25 protein-coding genes and 13 pseudogenes are annotated in these 25,676 nt (G+C 71.9%); 18 read left to right on the top strand and 20 right to left on the bottom strand.

Going from position 1 to position 25,676, the window contains the following annotated elements:
- Positions 1–134: 134 nt before the first annotated feature.
- The 4 genes and pseudogenes from G5V59_RS09300 to G5V59_RS09285 all read right to left on the bottom strand — a co-directional run.
- A pseudogene (locus tag G5V59_RS09300) lies at positions 135–326 on the bottom strand (BCCT family transporter); the annotation flags it as partial.
- Positions 327–411: 85 nt separating this feature from the next.
- Positions 412–657, bottom strand: a pseudogene (locus G5V59_RS09295) (BCCT family transporter); the annotation flags it as partial.
- Entirely contained in the window at positions 557–1,258 is a 702-nt protein-coding gene (locus G5V59_RS09290) for a BCCT family transporter (protein WP_278256263.1), read from the bottom strand. The gene G5V59_RS09290 and the pseudogene G5V59_RS09295, both read right to left, overlap by 101 nt.
- 107 nt (positions 1,259–1,365) lie before the next feature.
- Positions 1,366–1,965 (bottom strand): class I SAM-dependent methyltransferase, encoded by a 600-nt coding sequence (locus tag G5V59_RS09285; RefSeq protein WP_278256262.1) that lies wholly within the window; start codon positions 1,963–1,965, stop codon positions 1,366–1,368.
- Positions 1,966–2,016: 51 nt separating this feature from the next.
- Here G5V59_RS09285 and dapB point away from each other — a divergent pair.
- Positions 2,017–2,810, top strand: a pseudogene (gene dapB, locus G5V59_RS09280) (4-hydroxy-tetrahydrodipicolinate reductase).
- A 77-nt stretch (positions 2,811–2,887) separates the two neighbouring features.
- On the opposite strand, the gene G5V59_RS09275 reads toward dapB, so the two are convergent.
- The 3 genes and pseudogenes from G5V59_RS09275 to G5V59_RS09265 all read right to left on the bottom strand — a co-directional run.
- Entirely contained in the window at positions 2,888–3,127 is a 240-nt protein-coding gene (locus tag G5V59_RS09275; RefSeq protein WP_278256261.1) for an AzlD domain-containing protein, read from the bottom strand.
- 70 nt (positions 3,128–3,197) lie between these two features.
- The gene (locus tag G5V59_RS09270) at positions 3,198–3,770 is read right to left on the bottom strand and encodes an AzlC family ABC transporter permease (RefSeq protein WP_278256260.1); all 573 of its coding nucleotides are present in this window, start codon (positions 3,768–3,770) and stop codon (positions 3,198–3,200) included.
- 238 nt (positions 3,771–4,008) lie between these two features.
- Positions 4,009–4,392, bottom strand: a pseudogene (locus tag G5V59_RS09265) (hypothetical protein); the annotation flags it as partial.
- A gap of 174 nt (positions 4,393–4,566) precedes the next feature.
- Between G5V59_RS09265 and G5V59_RS09260 the strand changes: the two are divergent.
- From G5V59_RS09260 to G5V59_RS36235, 3 genes and pseudogenes are all read left to right on the top strand, one after another.
- Positions 4,567–4,926 (top strand): annotated as a pseudogene (locus G5V59_RS09260) (aldo/keto reductase); the annotation flags it as partial.
- Positions 4,927–5,002: 76 nt separating this feature from the next.
- Positions 5,003–5,092, top strand: a pseudogene (locus tag G5V59_RS09255) (hypothetical protein); the annotation flags it as partial.
- A gap of 67 nt (positions 5,093–5,159) precedes the next feature.
- Positions 5,160–5,471: an aldo/keto reductase gene (locus G5V59_RS36235; RefSeq protein WP_341350891.1), complete on the top strand. Its 312-nt coding sequence runs from the start codon at positions 5,160–5,162 to the stop codon at positions 5,469–5,471.
- Between the two features lie 4 nt (positions 5,472–5,475).
- On the opposite strand, the gene G5V59_RS09245 is transcribed toward G5V59_RS36235, so the two are convergent.
- The 10 genes and pseudogenes from G5V59_RS09245 to G5V59_RS09200 all read right to left on the bottom strand — a co-directional run bounded on the left by G5V59_RS09245 (position 5,476) and on the right by G5V59_RS09200 (position 14,619).
- Positions 5,476–5,718, bottom strand: coding sequence for a hypothetical protein (locus tag G5V59_RS09245; RefSeq protein ID WP_278256258.1), 243 nt, complete (start codon positions 5,716–5,718; stop codon positions 5,476–5,478).
- An 18-nt stretch (positions 5,719–5,736) separates the two neighbouring features.
- The gene (locus G5V59_RS09240) at positions 5,737–6,123 is read right to left on the bottom strand and encodes a hypothetical protein (RefSeq protein ID WP_278256257.1); all 387 of its coding nucleotides are present in this window, start codon (positions 6,121–6,123) and stop codon (positions 5,737–5,739) included.
- A gap of 580 nt (positions 6,124–6,703) precedes the next feature.
- Positions 6,704–6,791: pseudogene (locus tag G5V59_RS09235) on the bottom strand (DUF3043 domain-containing protein); the annotation flags it as partial.
- The gene (locus G5V59_RS09230; protein ID WP_278256256.1) at positions 6,772–7,299 is read right to left on the bottom strand and encodes a DUF3043 domain-containing protein; all 528 of its coding nucleotides are present in this window, start codon (positions 7,297–7,299) and stop codon (positions 6,772–6,774) included. The pseudogene G5V59_RS09235 and the gene G5V59_RS09230, both read right to left, overlap by 20 nt.
- Before the next feature lie 52 nt (positions 7,300–7,351).
- On the bottom strand, positions 7,352–8,083 hold the full coding sequence (locus tag G5V59_RS09225; protein WP_278256255.1) for an alkaline phosphatase family protein: 732 nt from the start codon (positions 8,081–8,083) through the stop codon (positions 7,352–7,354).
- Positions 8,083–8,265, bottom strand: a complete 183-nt coding sequence (locus G5V59_RS09220) for a hypothetical protein (RefSeq protein ID WP_278256254.1) — start codon at positions 8,263–8,265, stop codon at positions 8,083–8,085. The genes G5V59_RS09225 and G5V59_RS09220 overlap by 1 nt, the downstream gene beginning before the upstream one ends.
- On the bottom strand, positions 8,231–12,442 hold the full coding sequence (locus G5V59_RS09215; protein ID WP_278256253.1) for an ATP-binding cassette domain-containing protein: 4,212 nt from the start codon (positions 12,440–12,442) through the stop codon (positions 8,231–8,233). The genes G5V59_RS09220 and G5V59_RS09215 overlap by 35 nt, the downstream gene beginning before the upstream one ends.
- Positions 12,443–12,550: 108 nt before the next feature.
- The gene (gene nadA, locus G5V59_RS09210) at positions 12,551–12,745 is read right to left on the bottom strand and encodes a quinolinate synthase NadA (RefSeq protein WP_278259739.1); all 195 of its coding nucleotides are present in this window, start codon (positions 12,743–12,745) and stop codon (positions 12,551–12,553) included.
- Entirely contained in the window at positions 12,706–13,734 is a 1,029-nt protein-coding gene (nadA, locus tag G5V59_RS09205; RefSeq protein ID WP_341350890.1) for a quinolinate synthase NadA, read from the bottom strand. The genes nadA (G5V59_RS09210) and nadA (G5V59_RS09205) overlap by 40 nt, the downstream gene beginning before the upstream one ends.
- Positions 13,735–13,776: 42 nt before the next feature.
- Positions 13,777–14,619: a GNAT family N-acetyltransferase gene (locus tag G5V59_RS09200; protein ID WP_278256252.1), complete on the bottom strand. Its 843-nt coding sequence runs from the start codon at positions 14,617–14,619 to the stop codon at positions 13,777–13,779.
- 335 nt (positions 14,620–14,954) lie between these two features.
- On the opposite strand from G5V59_RS09200, the pseudogene G5V59_RS09195 reads away from it, so the two are divergent.
- From G5V59_RS09195 to erpA, 9 genes and pseudogenes are all read left to right on the top strand, one after another.
- Positions 14,955–15,461: pseudogene (locus G5V59_RS09195) on the top strand (alkaline phosphatase family protein); the annotation flags it as partial.
- Positions 15,349–15,957 (top strand): annotated as a pseudogene (locus tag G5V59_RS09190) (alkaline phosphatase family protein); the annotation flags it as partial. The pseudogenes G5V59_RS09195 and G5V59_RS09190, both read left to right, overlap by 113 nt.
- Before the next feature lie 406 nt (positions 15,958–16,363).
- Positions 16,364–16,411, top strand: a pseudogene (locus G5V59_RS36230) (hypothetical protein); the annotation flags it as partial.
- A gap of 232 nt (positions 16,412–16,643) precedes the next feature.
- A complete protein-coding gene (locus tag G5V59_RS09185) occupies positions 16,644–17,102 on the top strand; it encodes a glycerate kinase (RefSeq protein WP_278256251.1) in 459 nt (152 codons plus the stop codon).
- Positions 17,090–17,632, top strand: a complete 543-nt coding sequence (locus G5V59_RS09180) for a glycerate kinase (protein ID WP_278256250.1) — start codon at positions 17,090–17,092, stop codon at positions 17,630–17,632. The genes G5V59_RS09185 and G5V59_RS09180 overlap by 13 nt, the downstream gene beginning before the upstream one ends.
- Entirely contained in the window at positions 17,568–17,900 is a 333-nt protein-coding gene (locus G5V59_RS09175) for a glycerate kinase (RefSeq protein WP_341351166.1), read from the top strand. Before G5V59_RS09180 ends, G5V59_RS09175 begins: the two co-directional genes overlap by 65 nt.
- A 9-nt stretch (positions 17,901–17,909) precedes the next feature.
- Positions 17,910–18,563 carry a DUF4334 domain-containing protein gene (locus G5V59_RS09170; protein WP_278256249.1) on the top strand — a complete coding sequence of 218 codons (654 nt, stop codon included), beginning with the start codon at positions 17,910–17,912 and terminating at the stop codon, positions 18,561–18,563.
- Complete coding sequence (locus tag G5V59_RS09165; RefSeq protein ID WP_278256248.1) at positions 18,466–19,350, top strand: alcohol dehydrogenase catalytic domain-containing protein; 885 nt, start codon at positions 18,466–18,468, stop codon at positions 19,348–19,350. Before G5V59_RS09170 ends, G5V59_RS09165 begins: the two co-directional genes overlap by 98 nt.
- Before the next feature lie 266 nt (positions 19,351–19,616).
- Positions 19,617–19,962, top strand: a pseudogene (gene erpA, locus G5V59_RS09160) (iron-sulfur cluster insertion protein ErpA).
- 126 nt (positions 19,963–20,088) lie between these two features.
- Here the strand turns inward: erpA and G5V59_RS09155 are convergent.
- Positions 20,089–20,301, bottom strand: a complete 213-nt coding sequence (locus G5V59_RS09155; RefSeq protein WP_278256247.1) for a hypothetical protein — start codon at positions 20,299–20,301, stop codon at positions 20,089–20,091.
- Between the two features lie 257 nt (positions 20,302–20,558).
- Here G5V59_RS09155 and G5V59_RS09150 point away from each other — a divergent pair, with 257 nt between their 5' ends.
- Both G5V59_RS09150 and G5V59_RS09145 read left to right on the top strand, forming a co-directional pair.
- Entirely contained in the window at positions 20,559–20,948 is a 390-nt protein-coding gene (locus G5V59_RS09150) for a PfkB family carbohydrate kinase (protein WP_278256246.1), read from the top strand.
- Positions 20,945–21,379 (top strand): PfkB family carbohydrate kinase, encoded by a 435-nt coding sequence (locus G5V59_RS09145; protein WP_341351165.1) that lies wholly within the window; start codon positions 20,945–20,947, stop codon positions 21,377–21,379. The genes G5V59_RS09150 and G5V59_RS09145 overlap by 4 nt, the downstream gene beginning before the upstream one ends.
- On the opposite strand, the gene G5V59_RS09140 is transcribed toward G5V59_RS09145, so the two are convergent.
- Both G5V59_RS09140 and G5V59_RS09135 read right to left on the bottom strand, forming a co-directional pair.
- Complete coding sequence (locus tag G5V59_RS09140; protein ID WP_278259735.1) at positions 21,334–21,528, bottom strand: sulfurtransferase TusA family protein; 195 nt, start codon at positions 21,526–21,528, stop codon at positions 21,334–21,336. The two genes, G5V59_RS09145 and G5V59_RS09140, sit on opposite strands and share 46 nt — an antisense overlap.
- A 76-nt stretch (positions 21,529–21,604) precedes the next feature.
- Positions 21,605–22,720, bottom strand: coding sequence for an aminotransferase class V-fold PLP-dependent enzyme (locus G5V59_RS09135; protein WP_278256245.1), 1,116 nt, complete (start codon positions 22,718–22,720; stop codon positions 21,605–21,607).
- A 285-nt stretch (positions 22,721–23,005) separates the two neighbouring features.
- Between G5V59_RS09135 and G5V59_RS09130 the strand changes: the two genes are divergently transcribed.
- From G5V59_RS09130 to G5V59_RS36225, 3 genes and pseudogenes are all read left to right on the top strand, one after another.
- The gene (locus G5V59_RS09130; protein WP_278256244.1) at positions 23,006–23,695 is read left to right on the top strand and encodes a hypothetical protein; all 690 of its coding nucleotides are present in this window, start codon (positions 23,006–23,008) and stop codon (positions 23,693–23,695) included.
- Positions 23,696–23,793: 98 nt separating this feature from the next.
- Positions 23,794–25,419, top strand: a pseudogene (gene ctaD, locus G5V59_RS09125) (cytochrome c oxidase subunit I); the annotation flags it as partial.
- Positions 25,419–25,601 (top strand): annotated as a pseudogene (locus G5V59_RS36225) (cytochrome c oxidase subunit 4); the annotation flags it as partial. The pseudogenes ctaD and G5V59_RS36225, both read left to right, overlap by 1 nt.
- Between the last annotated feature and the right edge of the window lie 75 nt (positions 25,602–25,676).

The following is a 25,676-nucleotide window of genomic DNA, read 5'->3' as shown; positions in this document are numbered from 1 at the left end:
GGATGCTGGTCGCGGTCGCCCACGGGAACGCCTCGAGGGTGCCGAAGAGCCTGGGCCTCCAGGCCGTCGGCACCGGCGATGTCGGTGCCCTTCTCCTGCAGGTCGATAGCGGTGCCGCCGAGGATGCAGAACCACAGCACGCTGACGACGCTCGGCACGAGCAGCACGCCGGTGACGAACTGGCGGATCGTGCGACCGCGCGAGATCCGGGCGATGAACATCCCGACGAAGGGCGTCCAGGAGAGCCACCAGGCCCAGTAGAAGACCGTCCACCCGCCGAGCCAGGCCTCGGTGTCGGGGCCCTCGGCGCCGGTGCGCGCGGCCATCATCGCGAGGTCCTGGACGTAGGCTGCCGACCGAGGTCGGGACCAGGTTGAGGATGAACACGGTCGGCCCGACCACGAACAGGAAGAAGGCCAGGACGACGGCGAGCACCATGTTGATGTTCGAGAGCCACTGGATGCCCTTGGCGACGCCGGAGACGGCGGAGAGCACGAAGGCCACGGTGAGCACGGCGATGATCACGACGAGCGCGCCGTTGCCGAGCGGGCCGATGTCACCGACGATCTCCAGGCCACTGCTGATCTGCAGCGCGCCCAGGCCCAGGGAGGTGGCCGAGCCGAAGAGCGTCGCGAAGATGGCGAACATGTCGATCAGCCGGCCCGCGCCGCCCGAGGCGCGCTTGCCGAGCAGCGGCACGAACGCCGCGGAGATCAGCCTGCACGCGGCCCTTGCGGTAGACGCCGTAGGCGATCGCGAGGCCGACGACGGCGTAGATCGCCCAGGGGTGCAGCGTCCAGTGGAACATCGTGGTCGCCATGGCGGTCTGCACCTTGGCGTCCGGGTCGCCCTCGGTGCCCGGGGGCGGGGTGGCGAAGTGGGAGAGCGGCTCGGAGACGCCGTAGAACATCAGGCCGATGCCCATCCCGGCGCTGAACATCATCGCGATCCAGGAGACGGTCTTGAACTCCGGCTCCTCGTCGTCGCGCCCGAGCGGGATGGTGCCGTACTTGCTGATCGCCAGCCACACCACGAACACGACGAAGCCGCTGGTGACCAGGACGAACAGCCAGCCGGTGTTCGTCATCACCCAGTCCAGGGCGTGTCCCGAGGCGGTGGAGAGCGAGTCGGTGCCGACCAGCCCCCACACCACGAAGGCGATGCTCACCAGGGCGGCGAGCCCGAACACGATCGGGTCCAGGCCGCTGCGCGGCGGGTCCTCGGGCTCGATGGCCTGGTCCAGAGCCGGGTGGGGCACGACGTCCGCGGCCGGCGCGCTCAGCGCGGCCTCGGCGATCTCGGCGGCTCGATGGCTGTCAGCAGGTCTCTTCAGGCTCTTGAGTCACGAAGAGTTCTGGTACCCGCTCACCGCGAGCTCACGCCGTGACGGTCGTCACAAGGCCGCCCTCGCGGACGGAGCCGGGCGGAATCGCTCCCCGCGGCCGCGGTCAGCGGCGGCCGATGATGCCGATGACCGGCGGCTGCTTCGAGTCGACGATGTAGACCCGGAAGCCGCCGTCGCGCAGCCTGCGCGGAGGCCTTGGCGAGGATGTCCGGAACCTGCTCGGGGCGGCTGGTGTCGAAGAACAGGTTGACCGAGCCGCCGGGCATCAGCCGCTCGTGCAGCAGGGCGATCTCCTCGGAGGCGTCGCGCACCCAGAACAGGTTGACGTCGAAGGCGAAGACCTTCGTCAGCCGCTTGACCGGCACGCGCAGGGTGGCCAGGTCGATCTGCCGGACGGTGAGCCGGCCCGCCTCGATGTGCTCGGCGCAGCGCTGCTTGGTGCGGTCCACCCCGGCCTCGGAGCGGTCGATGGCGAACATCTTGCCCTTGCCCTCGAGCCGGCGGCAGATGAGGTCCGCGGCAGCGCCGTTGCCGCAGCCGATCTCCAGCACGTGGTCGTTGGGCTGGACGTCCATGAAGTCCACCGCCCACCGGATCCGGCTCGGGATCTTGTTCACCATGGGGGTCAGCCTGCCAGAACGCGTCCCCGCACGACGCACTACCTTGGTCCCGTGAGCACTCGTGTCGCGCAAGAGGCAGGTTCGGGGGACGGCGGACGGCTCCGCGTCGGGGTGCTCGGCGCCCGCGGCAAGGTGGGTGTCGAGGTGGTCCGGGCGGTCGAGGGGGCCGACGACCTGGACTTCACCGTGGGGGTCGACCAGGGCGACCCGATCTCCGCGCTCGTCGACAGCGGCACGCAGGTGATCGTCGACTTCACCCACCCCGACGTGGTGATGGACAACCTCCGCTTCTGCATCGAGAACGACATCTCCGCCGTCGTCGGCACGACGGGCTTCGACGACGCCCGCCTCGACACCCTGCGCGGATGGCTCGCGGACAGCCCCGGCACCGGCGTGCTGATCGCCCCGAACTTCTCCGTCGCGGCCATCTTGATGATGCGCTTCTCCGCGATCGCCGCACCCTTCTTCGAGTCCGTCGAGGTCGTCGAGTCTGCACCACCCGACCAAGGCCGACGCGCCGAGCGGCACCGCTCGTCGTACCGCCGAGCCTGATCGCGGCCGCCCGTCGCGAGGCCGGCAGCCCGCCGATCCCCGACGCCACCAGCACCGCCCTCGACGGCGCCCGCGGCGCCGACGTCGACGGGATCCGCGTGCACGGGCTGCGCATCCGCGGGCTGGTCGCGCACCAGGAGGTCGTCCTGGGTGCGCTCGGGGAGACGCTGACCATCCGGCACGACTCGCTCGACCGGGTCTCCTTCACGCCCGGCGTGCTGACCGGCGTACGGCGCATCGGAGACTTCCCCGGGCTCACCGTCGGCCTCGAGAACTTCCTCGACCTTCCCTGAGTCCGGCGGCGCGAGCGCGGTCGAGTGCGGAACGCGTTGCCTCCGTCGAGCGGCAAGCCGGTCGGCACGCGGAGCCGCTAGAGCAGCCGCAGCAGGGCCGCAGCGGCGGCCGAGCCGAACACCACGACGAGGAACGGCGCGCGCAGGAGCAGCAGCACCACGGCCACGCCCAGCGCGACCACGCGGGCATCCAGGACCAGCGCCCTGCCCTCGGGCGCGGCGAGCACCTGGACCGCGACGAGCGCGGCGAGCAGGGCCACCGGGATGAGGTCCGCGATCCGGGCGACGACGGGGTGCGCGAGCACGCGCCCCGGCACGGAGAGACCGGCGAGCCTTGAGCAGGTAGCAGCCGACGCCGGCGCCGAGCACGGCCCACCACATCAGCGCTCACCTCGCCGCAGCGCGCCGACCAGGACGGCGACGCCCGCCGCCACCAGTACCGGTACGCCGGCCGGGGTCACCGTCACCGCACCGGCGGCCACGAGCGCCGCGAGCAGCGCCGTCACCCGGGTCAGGGGCGTGGTGAGCCGCGGCCACAGCAGGGCGAGGAAGGCGGCGCCGACGGCGGCGTCGAGACCGAGGTCGCGCGGGTCGCCGAGCCTGCTCCCCGGCGACCGCGCCGAGACAGGTGGCGAGGTTCCAGAGCACGAAGATCGTCACGCCGGTGGTCCAGAAGCCGGTGCGTGCCAGGTCGCGGTCAGGCCGGTTGACCGCCATCGCGGTGGACTCGTCGATGAGCACGTGCGCGGCGGCGGCCCGGCGCCAGCCGCGGTAGCCCAGCAGCGGCGCCATCCGCAGCCCGTAGAGGGTGTTGCGCGTACCGAGCAGCAGCGCCGTGAGCGCTCCGGAGACGGCCGAGCCGCCGGCGCCGAGGACGCCGGCGAGGGCGAACTGCGAGGCGCCGGTGAACATCAGCAGCGAGAGCACGCAGGTCTGCGCGACGCTGAGACCGGAGGCCACCCCGACCGCACCGAAGCCTGATCCCGTAGGTGCCGGTCGCGACCGCCACGCCGAGGCTGTCGCGGACCACCCCGCGGCGGTCCTGCGCGCTCACGTCAGCGCGGTGTGCAGGCGGACCTGCTTGAGCGTGGCGCCGTCCTCGTCGGCCAGGCTCGCGGCTGGCGCCGTCGGGTCCCCAGCCGGCGCTGGTGAGGAAGGCGCGGAGCACGTCGTCGTCCGCGTCCACCCAGCACACGCCGCGGCGGAAGCCGTCGGCGACGAGGGTGTCGACGCAGGCCTGCAGCAGCCGGGAGCCGTGCCCGGCACGGGTCTGCTCGGGGTCGATGGTCAGGCTCACCCACCTCGCCGTCGGCGGAGGGGTCCGCGTCGGCGTCGGGGTTCGGCCCGGTGAGCGCGAAGCCCACCACCCGGTCGTGCAGCAGGGCCACCAGGGCCCGCTGCCGCGCCTGGGGCGGGCGGGCGAGGGTGCCCCGCCAGGCCTCGGCGAGTCTCGTCCACCCCGACGCCACGGTCCGCGAGCCTGCGCGGCCAGCCGGCCGTCGTACCGCTGCTGCCAGGCGCGGAGCCTGCACCGCGGCGATGCCGGGGGCGTCGGCCGGCCAGCCGACCCGGACGGAGACATCAGCGGAGACCACCCGGCCAGTGTGTCAGGCGGCCCGGCTGGGACGGCTCGCTAGGGTCGGGTGCATGGAGAAGCGCAACCTCGGTGCGAGCGGCCTCAGGATCTCGGCCATCGCCTACGGCAACTGGCTCACCCACGGCTCCCAGGTCGAGGAGGACGCCGCGCTGAGCCTGTGTGCAGCGTGCCCTGGACGAGGGCATCACCACCTTCGACACCGCCGACGTCTACGCCAACACCGCCGCCGAGACGGTGCTCGGCAAGGCGCTGGCGGGGGAGCGGCGCGAGGGCCTGGAGATCTTCACCAAGGTCTTCTGGCCGACCGGTCCGGGCGGGCACAACGACCACGGCCTGTCCCGCAAGCACATCATGGAGTCGATCGACGGCTCGCTGCGCCGCCTCGGCACCGACTACGTCGACCTCTACCAGGCGCACCGCTTCGACCACGAGACGCCGCTGGAGGAGACGATGCTCGCCTTCGCCGACGTCGTGCGCTCGGGCAAGGCGCTCTACATCGGGGTCTCGGAGTGGCGGGCGGAGGAGATCCGCGCCGCGGCCGGGCTCGCCAAGGAGCCTGCGGGTGCCGCTGATCTCCAACCAGCCGCAGTACTCCATGCTCTACCGCGTCATCGAGGCCGAGGTCGTGCCGACCTCCAAGGAGCTCGGGCTCGGCCAGATCGTGTGGTCCCCGATCGCCCAGGGCGTGCTGACCGGCAAGTACCTGCCCGGCCAGCCGCCGCCGGCAGGCTCCCGCGCCACCGACGACAAGGGTGGGGCGGACAACATCGGCCGGTGGCTCAAGGACGACGTCCTGGAGCGGGTCCAGCCTGCTGCAGCCGATCGCGGACGCGGCCGGCCTGAGCCTGGCCCAGCTCGCCGTGGCCTGGGTGCTGCAGAACGACAACGTCTCCGCCGCGATCATCGGCGCCAGTCGCCCCGAGCAGGTCACCGAGAACGTCAAGGCCGCCGGCGTCACGCTCGACATCGACACGATGACCGCCATCGACCGGGTGCTCGACGGAGTCGTCCTCACCGACCCGTCGCTGACGAGGTCGCCGCGCCGCTCGGAGGTGCTCGGCTGAGCGGCTACCGCTCGTAGGTCAGCGCGACCGCGACCGACGACAGGTCCGCCCGGTCGACCAGGCGCAGGTCGAGGGCCTGGGGCAGGCCCTCGAAGAGGTACGGCCCGTGGCCCACGACGCGTGGGTGCACGAGCGAACTCGTAGCTCGTCGATCAGCCCACGCTCGGTCAGCGACCGCGCCAGCCTGTACGCCGCCGACGAACAGGGCGTCGCCGGGCGTGGCCCGCAACCGCTCCACCGTCGCCACCAGGCTCCTCACCGCGGATCAGGCTCGGTGTTCCACCCCACCTGGTCGCGGGTGCTCGAGACGACGTACTTGCGTGCGGGGTCGATCACCCGGACGAAGGGGTCCTCCGATGCGGGCGCGCCCGGCGGCTGCCGGAAGGCGTCCTCCATCGGCTCGTAGGTCACCCGCCCGAAGAGCAGCGCGCCCGCGCGGCTCATGCTCCGCGCCGTGTGGGCGTGCAGGCTCCTCGTCGGCCGGGATGGCGCGGTGGTCGTAGCAGCCGTCGAGCGAGAGGTTGAGGGAGAAGTGGACCCGCATCCCGTCACGGTACGCCGAGCGGGCGGACCTCAGAGGCCGAAGCGGTAGCGACTGGTCGGGACCAGGTCCAGCCCGTCCGCGGCACCGAACCGGGCGCAGACTGTCCATCAGCACGGTGAGCCGGCGCTGCAGGCTCGGTGTCGTCGCCGCCGCTGCCGTAGAACGCGTGCGGGTCGTCCATCCCGGCCATCGGGAACAGGCTCCTCGACGATGCCGGCGACGTCCTGGGCTCCGGGCGTGAGCGCCTCGAGGACGGGGTTCTGGACGTAGCCGAAGGTGCCCTGGGTGTCGATCGCCACCTGGGTGTGCCGGTCCAACCAGTCGTTGCGCCACTCCTGCACGCTCATCGTCGCGGGCCGGCGCAGGAAGGCGAGGTTCGCGAGGGCGTCCGCCCGCTCACCGTCCGGTACGACGGGCGGGGGGATCGGCGTGCGCTCCTCCACCAGCCAGGCGTCCGTGCTCTCGTCCACCTCCTGCAGGGCGGCGAGGGCGGCCGCCGGGTCCTCGGTCCAGACCGAGACGACGGCGGTGATCGGCGTTCCGGGGCCGAAGCGCAGCGCCGCCGCGACCGGCTCGTCGTCGACGTTGACCTGCAAGGTGGTGGCACCGCCGGCCGCGAGCGCGGTGCGGAAGGCCGGTGCGCGCAGCACCGAGCCGGGTCGGGCGCCGTGCAGCGCCGCGACGAGCTTCACCGCTGGTAGTCCTCCGGCAGGGCCTGGCCGATCTTCACCCGGGACTTGGGGATCCGCATGAACTTCATCTGCATCGCGCGGGTGAGGGCGTAGTAGGTCGTGCCCTTGAGCGGCTCGTCGGGGAAGCGGCGCTTGAGACTCGCGCCGGATCCGTCGGCGCAGCAGGAACATGTCGGTGAAGACGAAGAGCACCGTCAGGAAGAGCACGTAAGCTGCTCGCGACCGCGAGCGTCTCGCTGCCCGACCAGCCCAGGACGAGCATCAGGATCATCAGCGGGATGACCATCTCGACGATGGAGAAGCGGGCGTCGACGTAGTCGCGGATGAAGCGGCGGACGGGGCCCTTGTCGCGCGGCAGGAAGTACTTCTCGTCGCCGGACTTCATGCCCTGGCGGATCGTCTTGCTCTGCTCGGCGCGGTGCTCGCGCTGCAGCCGCGCCATCTCCTTCTTGTCCCGCGGGGCCCGGGCGCGGGCCTTGGCCGCGGCTTCGGCCTCCTTGCGGGTGGGCGTGGGACGACCCTTGCCGCCGGGCTTGGCCGGGGTCGCGGGGGAGGCGGACGGAGCATCGGTCTCGGACTTGCGACGGAACACGCGGGCGCTTTCGTGACGGGAACCGCTGCCGGGCCAGGCAGCCGGGGCCAGCCTAGGCCATGGCCCGGCAGCGGTCCCGTCGTACGTCGTGCGTCAGTCGGAGTCGGGCGACGGGATCGTGCCGCCGGGCACGTCCGCCGGGGCGTAGACCCGGTCGTCGCCCGGGTAGGGCACCCGGAAGGCGTGCGTGCTGTACCAGGTCCACCGGTTCATCAGGCTCCGGAGCGACCGAGTCCGCCCGAGCGCCCTTGCCGGTCAGGTGCTGGCGGCTCTTCCACTGCGCCCACTGCGCCGCGAGGTCCTGCTGCGCAGGAGCGACCTGCGCGACCGGGGCGGCCGGTGCGGGCGGGGTGTCCAGGCCGCAGGCCGGGGGCGTGGTGATCGCCTCGGTGAGCGGGATCCGGTTCGCCACCGCGTCGTACGGCGTGAAGTCGGGCTTGCTCGTGAAAGCGCCGTACATCGGCGTGGCCGCGGCCAGCCGCTGGTTGAGCGGGTGCGCCCCGAGGATCTGCTGGATCGTGCGGACCATCGTGATCTGGGAGTAGAACCGGCTGTCCACCACGCCGTGGCGAGCCCACGGGCTGATCACCTGGATCGGGGCGCGGTGCCCGTCGACGTGGTCGACGCCGTTCTGGCTGTCGTCCTCGACGACGAAGATCGCCGACTGCTTCCAGTACTTCGAGTGCGAGATGGCCTCCACCACCCGGCCCACGGCCAGGTCCCCGTCGGCGACCGCGGAGCGCGGGGTCGTCGGCCCGCCGGTGTGGTCGCTGGAGAACCACATCATGTTGAAGTTGGCCGGCCCGTTGGCGCGGAAGGCTCCGCTCCCAGATCGCGGCGCGGTAGATGTCGGGGATGTCGAGGGCGTAGGGCGGCGCCTCGGGCACGGTGATGGCGTCGAGCGAGGGGATCACCGAGCCGTAGTTGCCCTTCAGGCTCCGGCGTGGTGAGCCTGGGCCGGGTCACCGCCGGCGTCCACGCCCCGGGTCGCGCAGTAGTACTGCTGCCAGGTGCCCGACGGCTTGCCCTCGGTGTAGAGGAACTCCCCGAAGTTCCGGGCGGTCCGGCCGGTGTCCAGCACGGAGGACCACAGGAAGCCCGAACGCTGGTGGCCGAGCACGTCCTCCTCGGTGTCGTAGCTGCGGACGTACTCCCCGGCGCTGGACTCGGTGTACTCCGGGTTGTCGCCCTGCATGATCCAGTTGTGACCCTCGGCGGAGTTGGTGCCGATGTCGTAGGTGTTGTCGTAGAGGCCGAACTGGCGGGCCAGGGCGTGCTGGTTGGGCGTGACCTGCTCGCCGAACTGCGCCAGCGAGGCGTCCCCGTTGCCCTGGGGCAGGTCGCCGTAGACCTGGTCGTAGGTCCGGTTCTCCTTGACGATCATGAAGACGTACTTGATGGTCGAGGGGTCGCCGATGCGCCGGGGCACCGGGACCGGCTTCGCCTTGCGGCCCCGGGCGGTCTTCACGTCGGTGTCGCCGGGTCCCCAGCCGTTCTGCTTGAAGACGGTGGCCGTCTGCTTCCGGATCTCCTTGTCGGAGGGCAGGGCGAACCGGGTCAGCGACCCGGTGGTGCTGTGGGTGCCGTGGCCGGTCGCGGGCGTCGTGCCGGCGCCCTTGTCGATCTTCACCTCCGGTCCGCGGGCGTCGATGCCGCGGGTGTTGGTGACGACCACGCGGTCACCGACGGTCGCGACCTCGGAGGGGTAGTAGTCGGTGGGCAGCAGCCCCACGAAGTCGACCGGCGCCTTCGGGCTGCCGTGGTAGCGGTAGACGGCGACGGCGTTGGCGCGGCCGAGGCTCACCAGCAGGTGCCCGTCGTCCGTGAGGGTCACCGCGTTGGGCTGGTAGCCCACCTCGGAGGCCGGCCAGGGCTGGGTGTCGATGCGCTGCTCGACCTGGTCGGTGCGGGTGTTGACGACCGAGACCGTGTCGTCGTTGGTGTTCGTCACGAAGAGTGCCTGTCCCGCGGCGTGGAGGGCGGTCGGGTGCAGGCCGACGGCGATCGAGCGGACGGCGGCGCCCGGAGCGGCCGTGTCGATCACGCTGAGGGTGCCGGTCGTGGACGTGCCCCGGTGACCGTCGGCGGGGACCGCCGTGCCGTAGGAGTCCATCGTCGTCTCACCGGGGCGGGCGGCACGTCCGCCCTCGTTGCTGACGTAGAGCTTCGTGCCGACCAGCGCGAGTCGACGCGGCGCGGTGCCGACGGCCCAGGACTGGCGGGCGGCGCCGGTGGCGGGGTCGATCGCGAGCACCCGGTTCTGGCCGTTGAGGGCGACGTAGAGCGTCGTGCCGTCGGCGGAGTACGCCGACTGGCCGGGCAGCGCGGAGCGCCCGCCCACCGCGGGGAGCGCGATCTTGGTCGGCGTGCCGAGCGAGCCGTCGGCGTTGACCGGGAAGCGGGTCACCGCGTCCTTCTGCGAGACCCACAGGACGCGACCGTCGGGGGAGAAGGTCGGGGCCTCCTGACCCACGCTGGCGTCCGTCCAACGCTGGTCGACGCCCGATGCCGTCCCCACCCGCCACACCAGCCGGTACGTCGAGAGGTCGAAGACCTGCAGCGCGACCGACCGGTCGTTGCTGGTGACCGCCAGGAAGCGCCCGTCCGGGCTGGGTGCGGAGCCCATGAACTTGCCGTACTCGGTCACCAGCCGCTCGCCGATCGGCTTGATCATCTGGTTGGAGGAGACCTGGAGGCCGTCGGCGTACTCCGTGCCGACCTGGTGGTCGCCGAAGATGTCGGTGGAGCCGTAGGCGACGCCGCCGCCGGCCACGGCGACCGCGAGCGTCGTCGCCACGGTGAGCCGGAGCCGTCGCCGGCCAGTCTTCTCGACGCGCCTTCTGATGACCTGCATGAGTGTCCTTCCGTCAGCGGGAGAACAGGTCGACGAGGCCGTCGACCTGCCAGAGCGGGTTCGGCGCGTCCCCCTGCGGGGTGCGCACCAGGAAGAAGCCGTTGACCTCCTTGGGGCCGTCGCCGTCGGCGACGTAGCGCCCGTCGGCGGTGACGTCGAGTCTGGTACGTCGCCGAGCCCACCGCCTGCGAGCCGGGCAGGTGCCAGGACACGACGCAGCGCCAGTCGTTGCCGGGGCCGCGGTCCTCCACGCGCGAGCCGCCCTTGTCGCAGTCGGCGGTGGCCGCCAGCCTGCTCCTCGGTCACGTCGGGCCGGTTCAGGCTGGGCGGTCTGCACCCGGTAGAGGTGGGCGAAGGAGGTCGCGAGGGAGGCCTCCAGGCTTCGCCCTCTCGACTCCCGAGCCGCTGACCGGGCTGGCCACGGCGGCGACGACGGAGGCCACGGCGACCAGGCCGGCGAGCGGGAGCACGGCCAGCGTGGCGGCGCGGCGCCCGCCGCCGTCGTACGCCGGGCCGGTGAAGTCGCGCCGTACGAACAGGTGGTGGGCCGTGGCCGTGGCCACCACCGCCCAGACCAGGCTGACGGCGATCCCGGTGAGGAGCGCACCGCCCTGCGCGGGCTCGGTGAACAGGCCGCGCCAGGCGAGGAAGGCGTTGCTGGGCAGGGCCAGTCGCACCACCGCCGGCACCGGCAGCACCAGGACGAGGTTCATCGCGACGGCGAGCACCGCGGGGACGAGCAGGCCCATGGGGGAGCGGCCGAGGACCACGGAGCCGAGCAGGCCGACGCCCGCGAAGGCGAGCGTCGGCGCCAGCACGCACAGCCAGGCGAGCAGCACCGTGCCGGCCGCCTCGCCCGTGCTCAGCAGGCGTCCGTCGAGGCCGACCAGCGGATGGTTCCCGGCGGCGCACAGACCACCGGCGGTGCTGGAGACCGCGAGGCCGGTGACCATGAGCAGGAGCAGGGTCAGGCTGGCCAGCGCCTTGGCCACGAAGATGCGGTGCGGCGAGCGCACCGCGACCAGCAGGTGCCGCCAGGTGCTGAGCCGGTCCTCGGCGGCGAAGACGTCGCCGGCCACGACCGAGGTCAGCAGGGGAAGCGCCCAGCCTGCACGCGAACGCGAGCACGACCAGCGAGCCGGACCACCCGGTGGCGTGCATCCACCGGCCGAACACGGTGTCGGTCGGCAGCGACGACTGCTGGCTCACGATCGCGACGAAGCCGCCGGGCGCCAGCCAGCACACGAGCAGCACGAGCCGGATCCGCCACGTGGAGACGAGTTCGACGAGCTCGAAGCGGTAGCCCGCCGTCAGTGCCGCGGGCCGGGCGAGCTCCGGGGGAGCGGTCAGCGTCATCCGCGCTCCTCCGTTCCGGTGAGGGCGAGGAAGGCCGCCTCCAGAGGAGGTACGACGGGAGCGAGCTCCCGCACCGCGACCCCGGCGCCGACCAGCCGGACGACCAGACTCGTCGAGCGCCGCCACCGCGCCGCGCACGACGAGGGACCCGGACGGACGCGGGTCGTCGGCAGGCTGCAGGGTCAGGCCGGGCACACCGGCCGCGACCCGGCGCGCGGCGAGCGGGTCGGAGGTGGCGAGCCGGTAGGCGAGGTCGCCGCTCTCCGCGGCGAGCTTCTCGACCGGCCCGGTGAAGAGCACCCGGCCGGCGGAGAGGATCGTCACCTCGGCGCAGAGCGCGGCCAGGTCGTCCATCCGGTGGCTGGACATCACCACGCTCACGCCGTCCTCGGCCAGAGCGGTGATCACGTCGTGCACCTGCCGCTTGCCGGCCGGGTCCAGTCCGTTGGCGGGCTCGTCGAGCACGAGCAGGCGCGGCCGGGTGATCAGTGCGGCGGCGAGGCCGAGGCGCTGGCGCATGCCGAGCGAGAATCCCCGCACCCGGTCGTCGGCGACGTCGGTGAGCCCGACCTGCGCGAGTGCCCGGGCCGCGGCGTCGTCGCGGCGGCTGCCGCCGCGCAGGGCGACCAGCGCGGCGAGGTTCTGGCGGGCGGTCAGCGAGGGGTAGAGCCCGGGGCCGTCGACGAACCCGGCCACGCCGTCGGGCACGGACAGCACCCGCCCGAGCGTCGTGCCGAGCACCTCCAGGGTGCCGCCGTCAGCGACGGCGAGACCGAGCAGGAGCCCGAGCAGGGTGGTCTTGCCGGCGCCATTGGGGCCGACGAGCCCGTGGACCTGGCCCGCGGCGACGTCGAGGTCGATGCCGTCGAGGGCGACCACGTCGCCGAAGACCTTGGTGAGACCGCGCGCCCGGACGGCGGTGGAGCAGTGCATGTCATGCCTCCCGAGAGGGAACCACGACACGCTATTCGGCGGCCCACGACGGGCGCGGGTCCTTCAGGCGAACGTTCGGCGAACGTCACCGGGTCGCTGTCCGGAGGATCAGTCCTTGTGCGTCTTGCCCGGCAGGTCGAGCATCCGCTGCAGCGCGGTGAGCGCGTCTGCCTCGGTCTGCGCGTCGACCTCGATCTGGTTGACCACGTTGCCCTCGACGAGGTTCTCCAACGCCCACACGAAGTGCGGCAGGTCGATGCGGTTCATCGTCGAGCAGTAGCAGACGTTGCGGTCCAGGAACATGATGTTCTTGTCCGGGTGCGCGTTCTTGAGCCGCTGCACGAGGTTGAGTCTCGGTGCCGATCGCCCAGCCTGGTGCCGGCCGGAGCCGCCTCGATGGTCTTGATGATGAACTCCGTGGAGCCCACCAGGTCGGCCTTGAGCACGACCTCGTGCTGGCACTCGGGGTGGACCAGCACGTTGAGGTCCGGCACCTTGGCGCGCAGACTCGTCGATGACGTCGGCGGAGAAGCGGCCGTGCACCGAGCAGTGGCCCTTCCACAGGATGATCCGGGCCTTCGCGAGGCTCCCTCGGGGCTGACGCCGCCGTCGGGCTTGAACGGGTTCCACACGACGCACTCGTCGAGGGAGTAGCCGAGCTTGAGCACGGCGGTGTTGCGGCCCAGGTGCTGGTCGGGCAGGAAGAGCACCTTCGTGTCGGCGCCCTTCTGCTGGAACGCCCAGTCCAGGGCGACCTCGGCGTTGGAGGAGGTGCACACCACACCGCCGTTGCGCCCGCAGAAGGCCTTGATGTCGGCGCTGGAGTTCATGTAGGTGACCGGGACGACGCTGTCCTGGACGCCGGCCGCGGCCAGGGCGTCCCAGGCCTTCTCGACCTGCGCGATGCGCGCCATGTCGGCCATCGAGCAGCCGGCGGCGAGATCGGGCAGGATCACCTTCTGGTCCGGGCCGGTGAGGATGTCGGCGGACTCGGCCATGAAGTGCACGCCGCAGAACACGATGAACTCCGCGTCCGGGCGGGCAGCCGCGTCGCGCGCCAGGCTTGAAGGAGTCGCCGGTGACGTCGGCGAACTCGATGACCTCGTCGCGCTGGTAGTGGTGACCCAGCACGAACAGCCGGTCGCCCAGGCCTTCGCCTTGGCGGCCCGCGCGCGGGCGACCAGGTCCGGGTCGGAGGCCGCCGGCAGGTCGCCGGGGCACTCGACGCCCCGCTCGGAGAGCGGGTCGGAGCCGCGGCCGAGCGGCAGCAGCGGGAGGTCGACGGTCGTCATGGCCTCATCCTAGTTTGGCCGGCCCCGCCGGCCGCGAGGTGCTCACAGCAGCGCCCCGTCGTGGAGGTACGGCGCCGGGGGCGCCATCCCGCGCAGCCCGAGGTAGCCGCGGGTGCTCAGCACCAGCCGGGCGGCCAGGCCGACGTCGACCGCCCAGGCGTTGACCGCGGTGACGTGGGAGGCCAGGAAGGAGCCCTCGGCCCGGGCCAGGCACTCCCACAGCAGCATCCGCGCCGTCGCCTCCTCGCGCGCGGCGAGCACCACCAGGCGGTGCGGGCTCGCGTAGGCGTACCCGCTGCGGTCAGCCGCGACCACGAGGTCGCCGTCGGCGGCCAGCGCGTCGTGGTCGGGGCCGTGCGGCCCGCCGCGGTGGTGGCGGTCGAGGTCGTCCAGCCACTCCCTGTCCGCCTCCGTGCCCGCGCGCAGCCCGGTGACGACGGGCAGCGCCGACCGGTCGACCGGGCCCTCGAGGCGCAGGTGAGGGTGCAGCGCGAAGCCCGCCGCGTGGTAGCGCCGGGCCGCCAGCGGGTCCGCGGAGGCCGAGAGCATCGCCCGCGGGCAGCCCGCGCCGTGCCGCTCGGCCGCCGCGAGCAGACGGGCGCCGATGCCGGAGCCCTGCAGGCCCGGGCGCACCGCGAAGGTGACCAGGCACCACACCTGCTCCCGCCGGATGCTCGTGGCGATGCCGACCACCGCGCCGTCGGCCTCGGCGACCCAGCAGCCGGGCCCGTCGGTCGCGACCAGCCGCCGGGTGCGGGCGATCCAGGCGGAGCCGTCCGGGCGTCGTACCGGGTCGGGGTCACCTGCGCCCCGCAGGCGCAGGTCCAGGGCGTGGAAGGCGTCGGCGCTGATCTCCTCGGCGATGTCCACGTCGTCGGTGCTCATCGGTCGCACGATCACGTCCCCGACCCTAGAGATTCACGTGCCGGACGCCTCCTGATTTTCCGTGGTTCCGGGGCCGCCGAGAGCGTCACGTCCATGGCTGACCTCGACCGACGTCGTTTCCTGCAGATCACCGGTGCGAGTCTCGCTCGCCGGGCTGACCACGAGCCTGCTCGGCAGCGTGGAGCGCGCCGCCGCGGTGGCCCCGGCCCGTCGTACCGGCACCATCCGGGACATCGAGCACGTGGTGATCCTGATGCAGGAGAACCGGTCCTTCGACCACTACCTGGGCGCGCTGCGCGGGGTGCGCGGGTTCGGCGACCCGCACCCGGTCCAGCCTGCCCTCGGGCAAGCCGGTCTGGTACCAGCCCAAGGGCGGCGGGGGCGGCGACCTGCTGCCCTTCCACCCCGACGTCGACGACCTCGGCGGCGCCTACCTGCAGGGCCTGCCGCACTCCTGGCCCGACGGTCAGCGGGCGATCAACTCCGGTCACTACGACCAGTGGGTGCCCGCGAAGGGGACGGCGACGATGGCCTACCTGCAGCGCCAGGACGCCCTCTTCCACTACGCGCTCGCCGACGCCTTCACCGTGTGCGACGCCTACCACTGCTCGTTCATCGGCAACACCGACCCGAACCGCTACTACCTGTGGTCGGGCTGGACCGGCAACGACGGCAAGGGTGGCGGCCCGGTGCTCTACAACGACGAGAAGGGCTACGACTGGACCACCTATCCCGAGCGGCTGGAGCGCGCCGGGGTGTCCTGGAAGGTCTACCAGGACGAGGGCACCGGCCTGGACGCGGCGGGATCGTGGGGCTGGACCAGCGACGCCTTCATCGGCAACTACGGCGACACCTCGCTGCTCTACTTCAGGCTCCTACCGCAACGCCCGGCCCGGCGACGCCCTCTACGAGAAGGCCCGGGTCGGCACCCGCAACCGCGACGGCCAGGGCTACTTCGACCTGCTCGCCGCCGACGTCGCCGCGGACCGCCTGCCGCAGGTCTCCTGGATCTCCGCGCCCGAGGCGTTCACCGAGCACTCGAACTGGCCCACCAACTTCGGCGCCTGGTACCTCTCCAAGGTCCTCGACACCCTCACCGCCAACCCCGAGGTGTGGGCCAAGACCGCGCTGTTCATCACCTACGACGAGAACGACGGCTTCTTCGACCACCTGGTCCCGCCGATCGCGCCCAGCCCGGTCGTGCCGGGCGCCTCGACGGTCTCGACCGCGAACGAGCACTACGCCGGCGGCGACCCCCGGGCGGCGCCCGGCCCGTTCGGGATGGGCCCGCGGGTGCCGATGTTCGTCGTCTCGCCGTGGAGCACCGGCGGCTGGGTGTGCTCGGAGACCTTCGACCACACCTCCGTGCTGCGCTTCCTGGAGCAGCGCTTCGGCGTCCGCGAGCCGCAGATCACCCCGTGGCGGCGCGCGGTCGCGGGCGACCTGACCTCCGCCTTCGACTTCTCCCGCCGCCAGGCGAGCGTCCCGCCGCTGCCCTCGACGGCGGCGATGGCGCCGCGGGACCGCAAGCGGCACGCGACGTACGTCCCGGCGGTGCCGGCCACCGGGACCATGCCGACCCAGGAGCCGGGCGTGCGCCCCGCCCGTCCGCTCGGCTACGACCTCGCGGTCGAGGAGCGCGACGGCGGCCCGCTGCGGCTGCGCCTGGTCAACCGGGGCGCGCTCGGAGCGCACTTCCACGTCCGGCTGATCGAGCCGGCCGCCGTGCCGCACAGCCTACACGGTGGAGGCCGGCAAGAGCCTCGACGTCGTGCTGCCCCTCACCGGCGCCTACGAGGTGCACCTGCACGGTCCCGACGGCTTCTTCCGCCGCTACGCCGGCGACGCGAGGCTGCGGCAGCCGCGGGTCGCCCTGGAGCCGCTCGGCCACGGCTCGGGCAAGCCTGCGCCTGCGGGCGGACGGGGCGAGGCAGGCCCAGGTCTCCTGCGCCTACGACGGCGACCGCACCCTGCGCGGCGGCAAGGTCGACCTCGACACCCGCGCCACCGGCGGCTGGTACGACGTGACGCTCACCCTCCCCGGCGGCTTCGTGCGCACCCTGGCCGGCCACCTCGCCGGGTCCCGGCACAGCACGAGCGACCCCCAGGCTGGGCTGACGGCGCGGCGCTCCCGCCCCCGGGACCGTCCCGTCCGCCATGATGGCGCCATGCGCGTGCTCGTGGCCCCCGACAAGTTCGCGGGCACCCTCACCGCCGTGGAGGCGGCCGAGGCGATGGCCGAGGGCTGGCGCCGCCAGTCGCCGGACGACGAGGTCGTGCTCGCGCCGATGTCGGACGGCGGGCCGGGCTTCGTCGACGTGCTGCACGCATCCCTGGGCGGGGAGCCTGCTCGCCGTGGTGGCCGAGGCACCGCAGGGCCAGGGCCACGAGGTGCCGGCCACCATCCTCCTCACCGACGGCACGGCGTACGTCGAGAGCGCCCAGGCCTGCGGCATCCACCTCACCGAGGGTGCCCTCGGTGAGTTCGCGACGACGGTCGGCGTCGGCCAGCCTGCTGCTGGAGGCCGTCAACGCCGGCGCCGAGCGGGTCGTCGTCGGGCTCGGCGGCTCGGGCACCAACGACGGGGGAGCGGGCCTGCTCGCCGCGCTCGGCGCCAGTGCCGACGTCGCGCTCGACGTGGGCGGGATCTTCCTGGAGGGCGTCGCCGACGTCGACCTGAGCATCGCCCGCGGCCTGGTCGACGGTGTGGAGATCGTGGCGGCGACCGACGTGGACAACCCGCTGACCGGGCTGTTCGGCGCGACCAAGACCTTCGGCCCGCAGAAGGGCCTGGACGAGGAGATGCAGGTCCTCCTCGACGGCTACCTGGAGCAGTGGGCGGCGGCGACCGATCGCCGGCTCGCGCTGGAGCCGGGCGCGGGCGCCGCCGGCGGGATCGGCTTCGCGCTGCTGCTCCTCGGCGGGCACCGGGTCTCCGGCATCGAGTCTGGTCGCCGAGGCGGTCGGCCTGGCCCGGCAGGCAGCCACCGCCGACCTGGTGCTCACCGGTGAGGGCGCCTTCGACTTCAGCAGCCGGGCCGGCAAGGTCCCGGCGGGGGTGGCGGCGATCGCCGCCGCCGCGCTGCGCCCCTGCGTGGCCCTGGCCGGCCAGGTGCTCGTGGGGCAGCGGGAGATGCGCGCGCTGGGGATGGACGCGGCGTACTCCCTCGTGGACGCCGTCGGCGAGGAGCGCGCCTTCCGCGACCCGGCCGGCGCGTTGAGCGAGACTCACCGCGCGGGTGGCGCGGACCTGGTCCCACTGAACAAGAACATGTTCTAGATTGACCGCGTGACCGACACCAGGCAGCGCTTCGACGACCTCCGTCAGGCCCAGCACGCCGATCCCGCCGACCTCGACGCCCTGTGGGCAGACCTCGCCGTCGTGGAGGTGGAGGAGATCCTCGGCGCGTGGCGCGGCGGCGACTTCGCCACCGGCCACCTGGCCAGCACGGTGCTGGAGAAGGTGCGCTGGCACGGCAAGCGCTTCGACGGCCCGCTCGCCGCCATACCGCTGGTGTGCCGCGACGACGACGGCGCCCTCTACTCGAACCTGAAGGCGGGTGGCGGCGGAGAGGCCTCCCTGTGGCCGGTCGGCTTCCGCGGTGAGGTCACCGCGACCATGGTCTACGACAGGATGCCGGTCCTCGACCACTTCAAGAAGGTCGACGACGACACCCTGATGGGCATCATGGACGGCAAGTTCGGAGGCGGCCTTCGGCATCGCCGACCTCTACTACTTCTGGCTGGAGCGCGAGGCATGAGGACCACCGTCGTCCTCGTCGAGGAGCCGGGCGCGGGCTTCACCTTCGCCGAGGTCGAGTCTCGACGAGCCGCGCGCCGACGAGGTGCTCGTCCGGATCGTCGCCACCGGCCTGTGCCACACCGACCTGACCGTGCCCACCATGCTGCCCGCCGAGATGATGCCCACCGTCGTGGGACATGAGGGCACCGGCGTCGTGGAGCAGGTCGGAGCCGACGTGGTCGGCATCGAGGTCGGCGACCACGTCGTGCTCTCGTTCCGCTCCTGCCGGGCCTGCGCGCCGTGCCGGGCGGGCGACGTCGGCTACTGCGAGCAGTCGCTGCTGCTCAACTACATGGGCATGCGCGCCGACGGCTCCACGACGATGAAGCGGGGCGAGCAGACGATCTTCGGCAGACTTCTTCGGCCAGTCCAGCCTCGCCCGCCACGCCCTGGCGTACGCCGACAACTGCGTCGTCGTCGACAAGGCGCTCGACCTGACCCGGCTCGCCCCCTTCGCCTGCGGCTTCCAGACCGGGGCCGGCACGGTCCTCAACGTGCTCGACCCGGCCGCCGACGAGCCCGTCGTGGTCTTCGGCGCCGGCGCGGTCGGCCTCGCCGCGGTCGCCGCGGCCCGGGGTGCCGGTGTGGAGACGGTCGTCGTCGTGGACCCGGTCGCCGCGCGTCGTCGGGTCGCCGAGGGGTACGGCGCCACCGCCCTCGATCCCGCCGACGAGTCCGCCGGCCCGGTCGTGGACCGGGTCAAGGCGCTCACCGGCGGCGGTGCGGCGTACGCGATCGACACCACGGCGATCGCCGCGGTGGTCCTGCAGGCCCAGCACTCCCTGCGCGCACGCGGCCTGCTGGTGGCGCTCGGCCTGGGCGCGCCGGAGTACACCATCGACGCGATCGACCTCCTGCAGTCCGGCAAGATCGTGCGCTCCTCCATCGAGGGCGAGGCCGATCCGCTGCGCACCATCCCCGAGCCTGATCGCGCTGCGCGAGGCGGGCCGCTTCGACGTGGACCACCTGGTCACGACGTACCCGTTCGAGGCGATCGCGGACGCCGTGGCGGACGCGAAGGCCGGCGCGGTCGTCAAGCCGGTGCTCGTCTGGGGGGAATAACCGGGTCTGTGCGACCATTGGACTGTCGAACACCGACCTGACACACCCTGGAGTGAGCATGAGCGACAAGCTTGCTGCGGAGGCGGCCACAGCCACGAGGCCCCCGGCGCGACCACGACCGTCGCGACCCCGGTGGACCTCGAGCGCCGTGAGGACCAGATCAACCTGAGCCCGGTGGCGGCGACGAAGGTGAAGAGCCTGCTCGAGCAGGAGGGTCGTGACGACCTCTCCCTGCGGATCTCGGTGCAGCCCGGTGGCTGCTCGGGCCTGCGGTACCAGGCTCTTCTTCGACGAGCGCACCCTGGACGGCGACGTCGTCACCGACTTCGACGGCGTGGGCGTCGTCGTGGACCGGATGAGCGTCCCCTACCTCAACGGCGCGGTCATCGACTTCGTCGACACCATCGAGAAGCAGGGCTTCACCATCGACAACCCGAACGCCACGGGCTCCTGCGCCTGCGGCGACTCGTTCCACTGAGGTTGACGTGGGGTTTTCCACCCCTTGAATTGTGAGAAACCCACCGGGCAACCGGTGGGTTTCTTGCATTCCGGGGCGACCGGCGGTGGGTTTCTCACAACTCAACGGTGGAAAGCCCCACGTCAACTAGTCCAGGTGGAGGTGGAGGGCGTTGGCCGGGCGCTGCGCGGCCTCGGAGATCTGGATCTCCCGCTTGCCCGTCTCCTTGGGCTGCTCGTCGAAGTGGATGCTGGGGGCGGGCCGGGTGGCCTTGACGGCGGCCTGCTCGAGCCGGCGGCTCACCGCCTCACAGTCGGCGTGCAGGTCGCGGGGTGCGGCGATCTCCTCGTACGGCGTCATGTCCTCGACGCTAGGCGTTACCGCGGGGTAGAACCATCCGTACTTGCCAGTAAGGCCGTGTCGTCTCGGTTAATGTTCCGTGTCGTGACTGCACCCACGGGCTCCCTCCTCATCGCCGGCTCGATCGCGACCGACCACCTGATGACCTTCGGCGGCAAGTTCGCCGACTCCCTGGTCGTCGACCAGACTCGACAAGCCTGTCGGTCTCCTTCCTGGTCAACGACCTCGAGATCCGCCGCGGCGGCGTCGCGCCGAACATGTGCTTCGGCCTGGCCCGGCTGGGCCTGCGCCCGGTGCTGGTGGGTGCCGCGGGCGAGGACTTCGCCGACTACCGCTCCTGGCTGGAGCGCAACGGCGTCGACTGCGACTCCGTGCACATCTCCGAGTCCAAGCACACCGCCCGCTTCGTCTGCACGACCGACACCACGATGGCCCAGTTCGCCTCCTTCTACCCGGGTGCGATGAGCGAGGCGGCCCAGATCGAGCCTGCTGCCCATCGTCGAGCGGGTCGGCACGCCGACGTACGTCCTCATCGGCGCCGACGACCCCGAGGCCATGAAGCGCCACACCGAGGAGTGCCGCCAGCGCGGCTACGCCTTCATCGCCGACTGCTCCCAGCAAGCTCGCCTTCGCCGAGGGCGACCTGATCCGCGACCTCATCGAGGGCGCGGCGATCCTGTTCTCCAACGAGTACGAGTCGCACGTCATCGAGAAGAAGACCGGCTGGAGCGCCGAGGAGGTGCTCTCCAAGGTCGGGATCCAGGTCACCACCCTCGGCAAGGACGGCGTCCGGGTCACCTCCAAGGACGGCACCTCGTTCGAGGTCGCCGCCGCCAAGGACGTCGAGGCCGTCGAGCCGACCGGCGTCGGCGACGCCTTCCGCGGCGGTTTCCTGGCCGCGCTCTCCTGGGGCACCTCGCTGGAGCGGGCCGCGCAGGTCGGCTGCGTCCTCGCGGCCTACGTCGTGGAGACGGTCGGCACGCAGGAGTACGACTTCACCACCGAGCAGTTCGTCGAGCGGGTCCGGGTCTCCTACGGCGACGAGGCGGGCGAGGAGATCGCCAAGCACCTGGCCTGAGTCAGGCTCAGGCGCCGCACGACGTAGCGGGGCGCGCCGTCCGCGGCGCGCTCCTCGCCGACGTACTCCTGGCCGCGCATCCGGCACCACGCCGGTACGTCGTACCGGGCCGCGGGGTCGTGGGCGAGGACCGCGAGGAGGTCGCCCACGGCCACGTCCGGCAGTGCCTTGGCCAGGCTCGATGATCGGGCGCGGGCAGGGCAGGTCGCGGCAGTCGAGACTCGATCACAGCCCGGCTCCCGCCCGGATCTCGCCGATGACGTCCGTGAGCGCCGCGCAGAACGCGTCCACCTGGGCGTCGGTGGTGTCGCGGGCCAGCGAGACCCGCACGTTGCCGTGCGTGAGCGCCCCCATCGCGGCCAGCACGTGGCTGGGCTCCAGTGTCGAGGCGGTGCACGCCGAGCCGCTGGCGACGCCGAAGCCGCGCGCGGCGAGCGCCGTGACGATCTCGTCGCCGGCGACGTAGAGCGCCGAGAAGGTCACCAGGTGAGGGAGCCGCGCCGTGGGGTGGCCGACCACCTCCACGTCCGGCACCGCGGCGGCCACCGCCCGGATCCGGTCCACCTGAGCGTGCTGCCGGGCGGCGACCTCGTCGCGCTCGGCGAGGACCGCCTGCAGCGCCGCGGCGGCGGCGAGCGCGCCGGGCACGTCGGGGAAGCCGGGCTGGTCCAGGCCGTCGTCGCCCGGGAAGGGGTTGGTCCAGCGGGTGCCGCGGCGCACCGCGAGGACGCCGACGCCCGCCGGCCCGCCCCACTTGTGCGCGGACGCGGTGAGCGCGTCCCAGCGCTGGGGGAGCGGCACGTGCCCGACCGCGGCGGCCGCGTCCACCAGCAGCGGTACGCCGCCCGGCAGGTCCACCTCGTCCACCGGCTGCCGCGTCCCGACCTCCTGGTTGGCGGCCTGCAGCGCCACCGCGCCCACACCGCGGGCGGCCGCCGCCGCGGCGAGGGCGGCGCGGTCCACCACGGCGTCGGCGTCGACCGCGACGGAGGCGTGCGCGGGGGAGTCGCGCCACTGCGCGGCGTGCAGGACCGCGGAGTGCTCGACCGCACTGTGGACGATCCCGTCCCGGCCCGTGGCCGCCGTCAGGCCGAGCAGCCCTCGGTGCACCGCCTCGGTGCCGGAGGAGGCGAAGCCCACCTCGTCGGGGTGCGCGCCGAGCGCCTCGGCGAGGACCGCCCGGGCGTTGTCGAGCAGCAGCCGGGCGTCGCGGCCCGGGCCGTGCAGGCGGCGCGGGTCGGCGTAGCCCCGGTCCAGGGCGGCGAGCAGGGTCTCCCGCGCCGCCGGGTGGAGACGCGCGGCCGACGCGCTGTCGAGGTAGACCTCGGGGGTGCTGCTCACGCCAGCACGATACGGCCACGCCCGGCCGGGGGCGTGCGCGCCCGAAACACCGACCCCACGCGGCGGTCGGGGTCGCTCTCCGCTAGTGTTCGCAGTAGTTCTGACCCTCGAGAGGAAGGCTCGTTCGTGGGCTGGTGGCACCCCGAGCGTTCGCGGGCGAAGCGGCGTTTCCGTCGCACGATCCCGCTCGCCGGATTCGTCGTACTCGCGGCCGCGTTGTCCGGTTGCTCGACCGACACCCAGTGGGAGCGGTTCGGCATGCCGGAGATCACGACCGTGCAAGGCATGCACATCCTGCACCTGTGGCAGGGCGCCTGGATCGCCGCGCTGGTCACCGGTGTGATCACCTGGGCGCTCATCATCGGCGTCCCGATCTACTTCCGTCGTCGCAGCGACGACGAGGTCCCGGTGCAGACGCGCTACAACCTGCCGATCGAGATCTTCTACACGATCTTCCCGGTCATCATGGTCGTCGCCTTCTTCTCGCACACCGTGCGCGTGCAGAACATCGCGCTCGAGCACGTCCCGAACCCGGACGTCGTGGTCAAGGTCGTCGGCCAGAAGTGGCAGTGGACCTTCAACTACCCCGACTCCGAGGCTGCCGGCGGCAAGAACCTGTTCATCAACAGCACCGGCGGTGACGACATCCCGCAGCTTGGTGATCCCGGTGGACAAGACGGTCGAGTTCGACCTCTACAGCCCCGACGTCATCCACGACTTCGGCGTCCCGGCGTTCGCCATGCGCATGGACGTCGTCCCGGGCAACGACAACTCCTACCAGGTCACCCCGACCGAGACCGGCACCTACGACGGCAAGTGCTACGAGCTCTGCGGCGCCTACCACTCGCGGATGCTGTTCACCGTCAAGGTCGTGACCCAGTCCGAGTACGACGCCTTCCTGGCCAAGGCTCGCCGCCGACCCGGACCACGTCTCCGACAGCCCCGTCCAGGGCGGCCGGTACTCCGAGCACCTGATCAACGACGACGAGGAGGGTCACGAGTGACCGCCACGCTCGCTCGCAACGCGGACGTCGCGGAGCGCAAGCCCCTGGGCAAAGCTTCTCGTCCGTGCGATGACGACGACCGATCACAAGGCTGATCGGCAACCTGTACTTCGGCACCGCCATGGCCTGGTTCATCGCCGGCGGCATCATGGCGCTGCTGATCCGCTCCGAGCTCGCCTACCCGGGCAGCCAGATCGTCAACGAGGAGCCTGTACAACCAGGCTCTTCACGATGCACGGCACGATCATGCTGCTGCTGTTCGCGACGCCGCTGTTCTTCGGCTTCGGCAACGCGATCATGCCGCTGCAGATCGGGGCGCCGGACGTGGCGTTCCCGCGCCTGAACATGTTCGAGCTACTGGCTGTACCTGTTCGGCGGCCTCATCGCCGGCGCCGGCTTCCTCACCCCGCAGGGCGCGGCCTCCTTCGGCTGGTTCGCCTACACGCCGCTCTCGGACTCGGTCAACAGCCCCGGTGTCGGTGGCGACCTGTGGATCATGGGCCTGTGGATGGGTGGTCTCGGCACCATCCTCGGCGCGGTCAACTTCATCACCACGATCATCTGCATGCGTGCGCCCGGCATGACCATGTTCCGGATGCCGATCTTCACCTGGACGGTGCTGATCACCGCGATCCTGGTGCTGGTCGCCTTCCCGATCCTCGCCGGCGCGCTGCTCTCCCTCGAGGCTGATCGCCAGGCTCGGTGCCCACGTCTTCGACACCTCACACGGTGGCGCGATCCTGTGGCAGCACCTGTTCTGGTTCTTCGGGCACCCCGAGGTCTACATCATCGCCTTGCCGTTCTTCGGGATCATCTCCGAGATCCTGCCGGTGTTCAGCCGCAAGCCGATCTTCGGCTACATCGGCCTCGTCGGCGCGACCCTCGGCATCGCGATCCTCTCGGTGGCCGTGTGGGCGCACCACATGTTCGTCACCGGAGCCGTGAACCTCGCGTTCTTCTCCGGCATGACCTTCCTCATCGCCGTACCGACCGGTGTGAAGTTCTTCAACTGGATCGGCACGATGTGGGGCGGATCAGTGCGCATGGACACACCCATGCTCTGGTCGATCGGCTTCCTGACGACCTTCCTCTTCGGTGGCCTGACCGGCATCATCCTGGCCAGCCCGCCGCTCGACTTCCACGTCTCCGACTCCTACTTCGTGGTGGCGCACTTCCACTACACGGTGTTCGGCACGGTGGTGTTCGCGATGTTCGCCGGCTTCTACTTCTGGTGGCCCAAGGCTCACCGGGCGGATGCTCGACGAACGGCTGGGCAAGATCCACTTCTGGCTGCTGTTCATCGGCTTCCACACCACCTTCCTCATCCAGCACTGGCTGGGCATCGAGGGCATGCCGCGTCGCTACGCCGACTACCTGCCCGGTGACGGCTGGGAGTTCATGAACCAGGTCTCGACGATCGGCGCCTTCATCCTGGCGTCCTCGCTGCTGCCCTTCTTCTACAACGTCTACGTCTCCCGCAAGGGCCCGCTGGTCAACACCGACGACCCGTGGGGATGGGGCCGGTCGCTGGAGTGGGCGACGAGTCGCCCGCCGCCGCGCCACAACTTCCACTCGATCCCGCGCATCCGCTCGGAGTCGCCCGCGTTCGACCTCCACCACCCGGAGATCGCCGCCATCGAGATGTACGACGAGCCGGTCGCCGCGGGCGCCGGGTCCAAGGAGGTCGACGCCTGATGAAGATCGAGGCATGGATCTTCGGCGTGACCACGATCTTCCTGGTCCTGGTCAGCCCCGCCTACTGGTTCATCACCGACGCCGGTGACTCCGGCGCCGACTGGACCGGCACCTCGGCCCTGGTCATGACGACCCTGCTGTGCGCGATGGTCACCCTGTACCTCGGGTTCCACGCCGGCCGCATGGACGCCCGGCCCGAGGACCGCAAGGACGGCGAGATCGCGGAGGGCGCCGGCGAGACTCGGCTTCTTCCCGCC

The organism is Nocardioides convexus (assembly GCF_011090295.1).
This window is presented reverse-complemented; position numbering and strand designations above follow the sequence as displayed.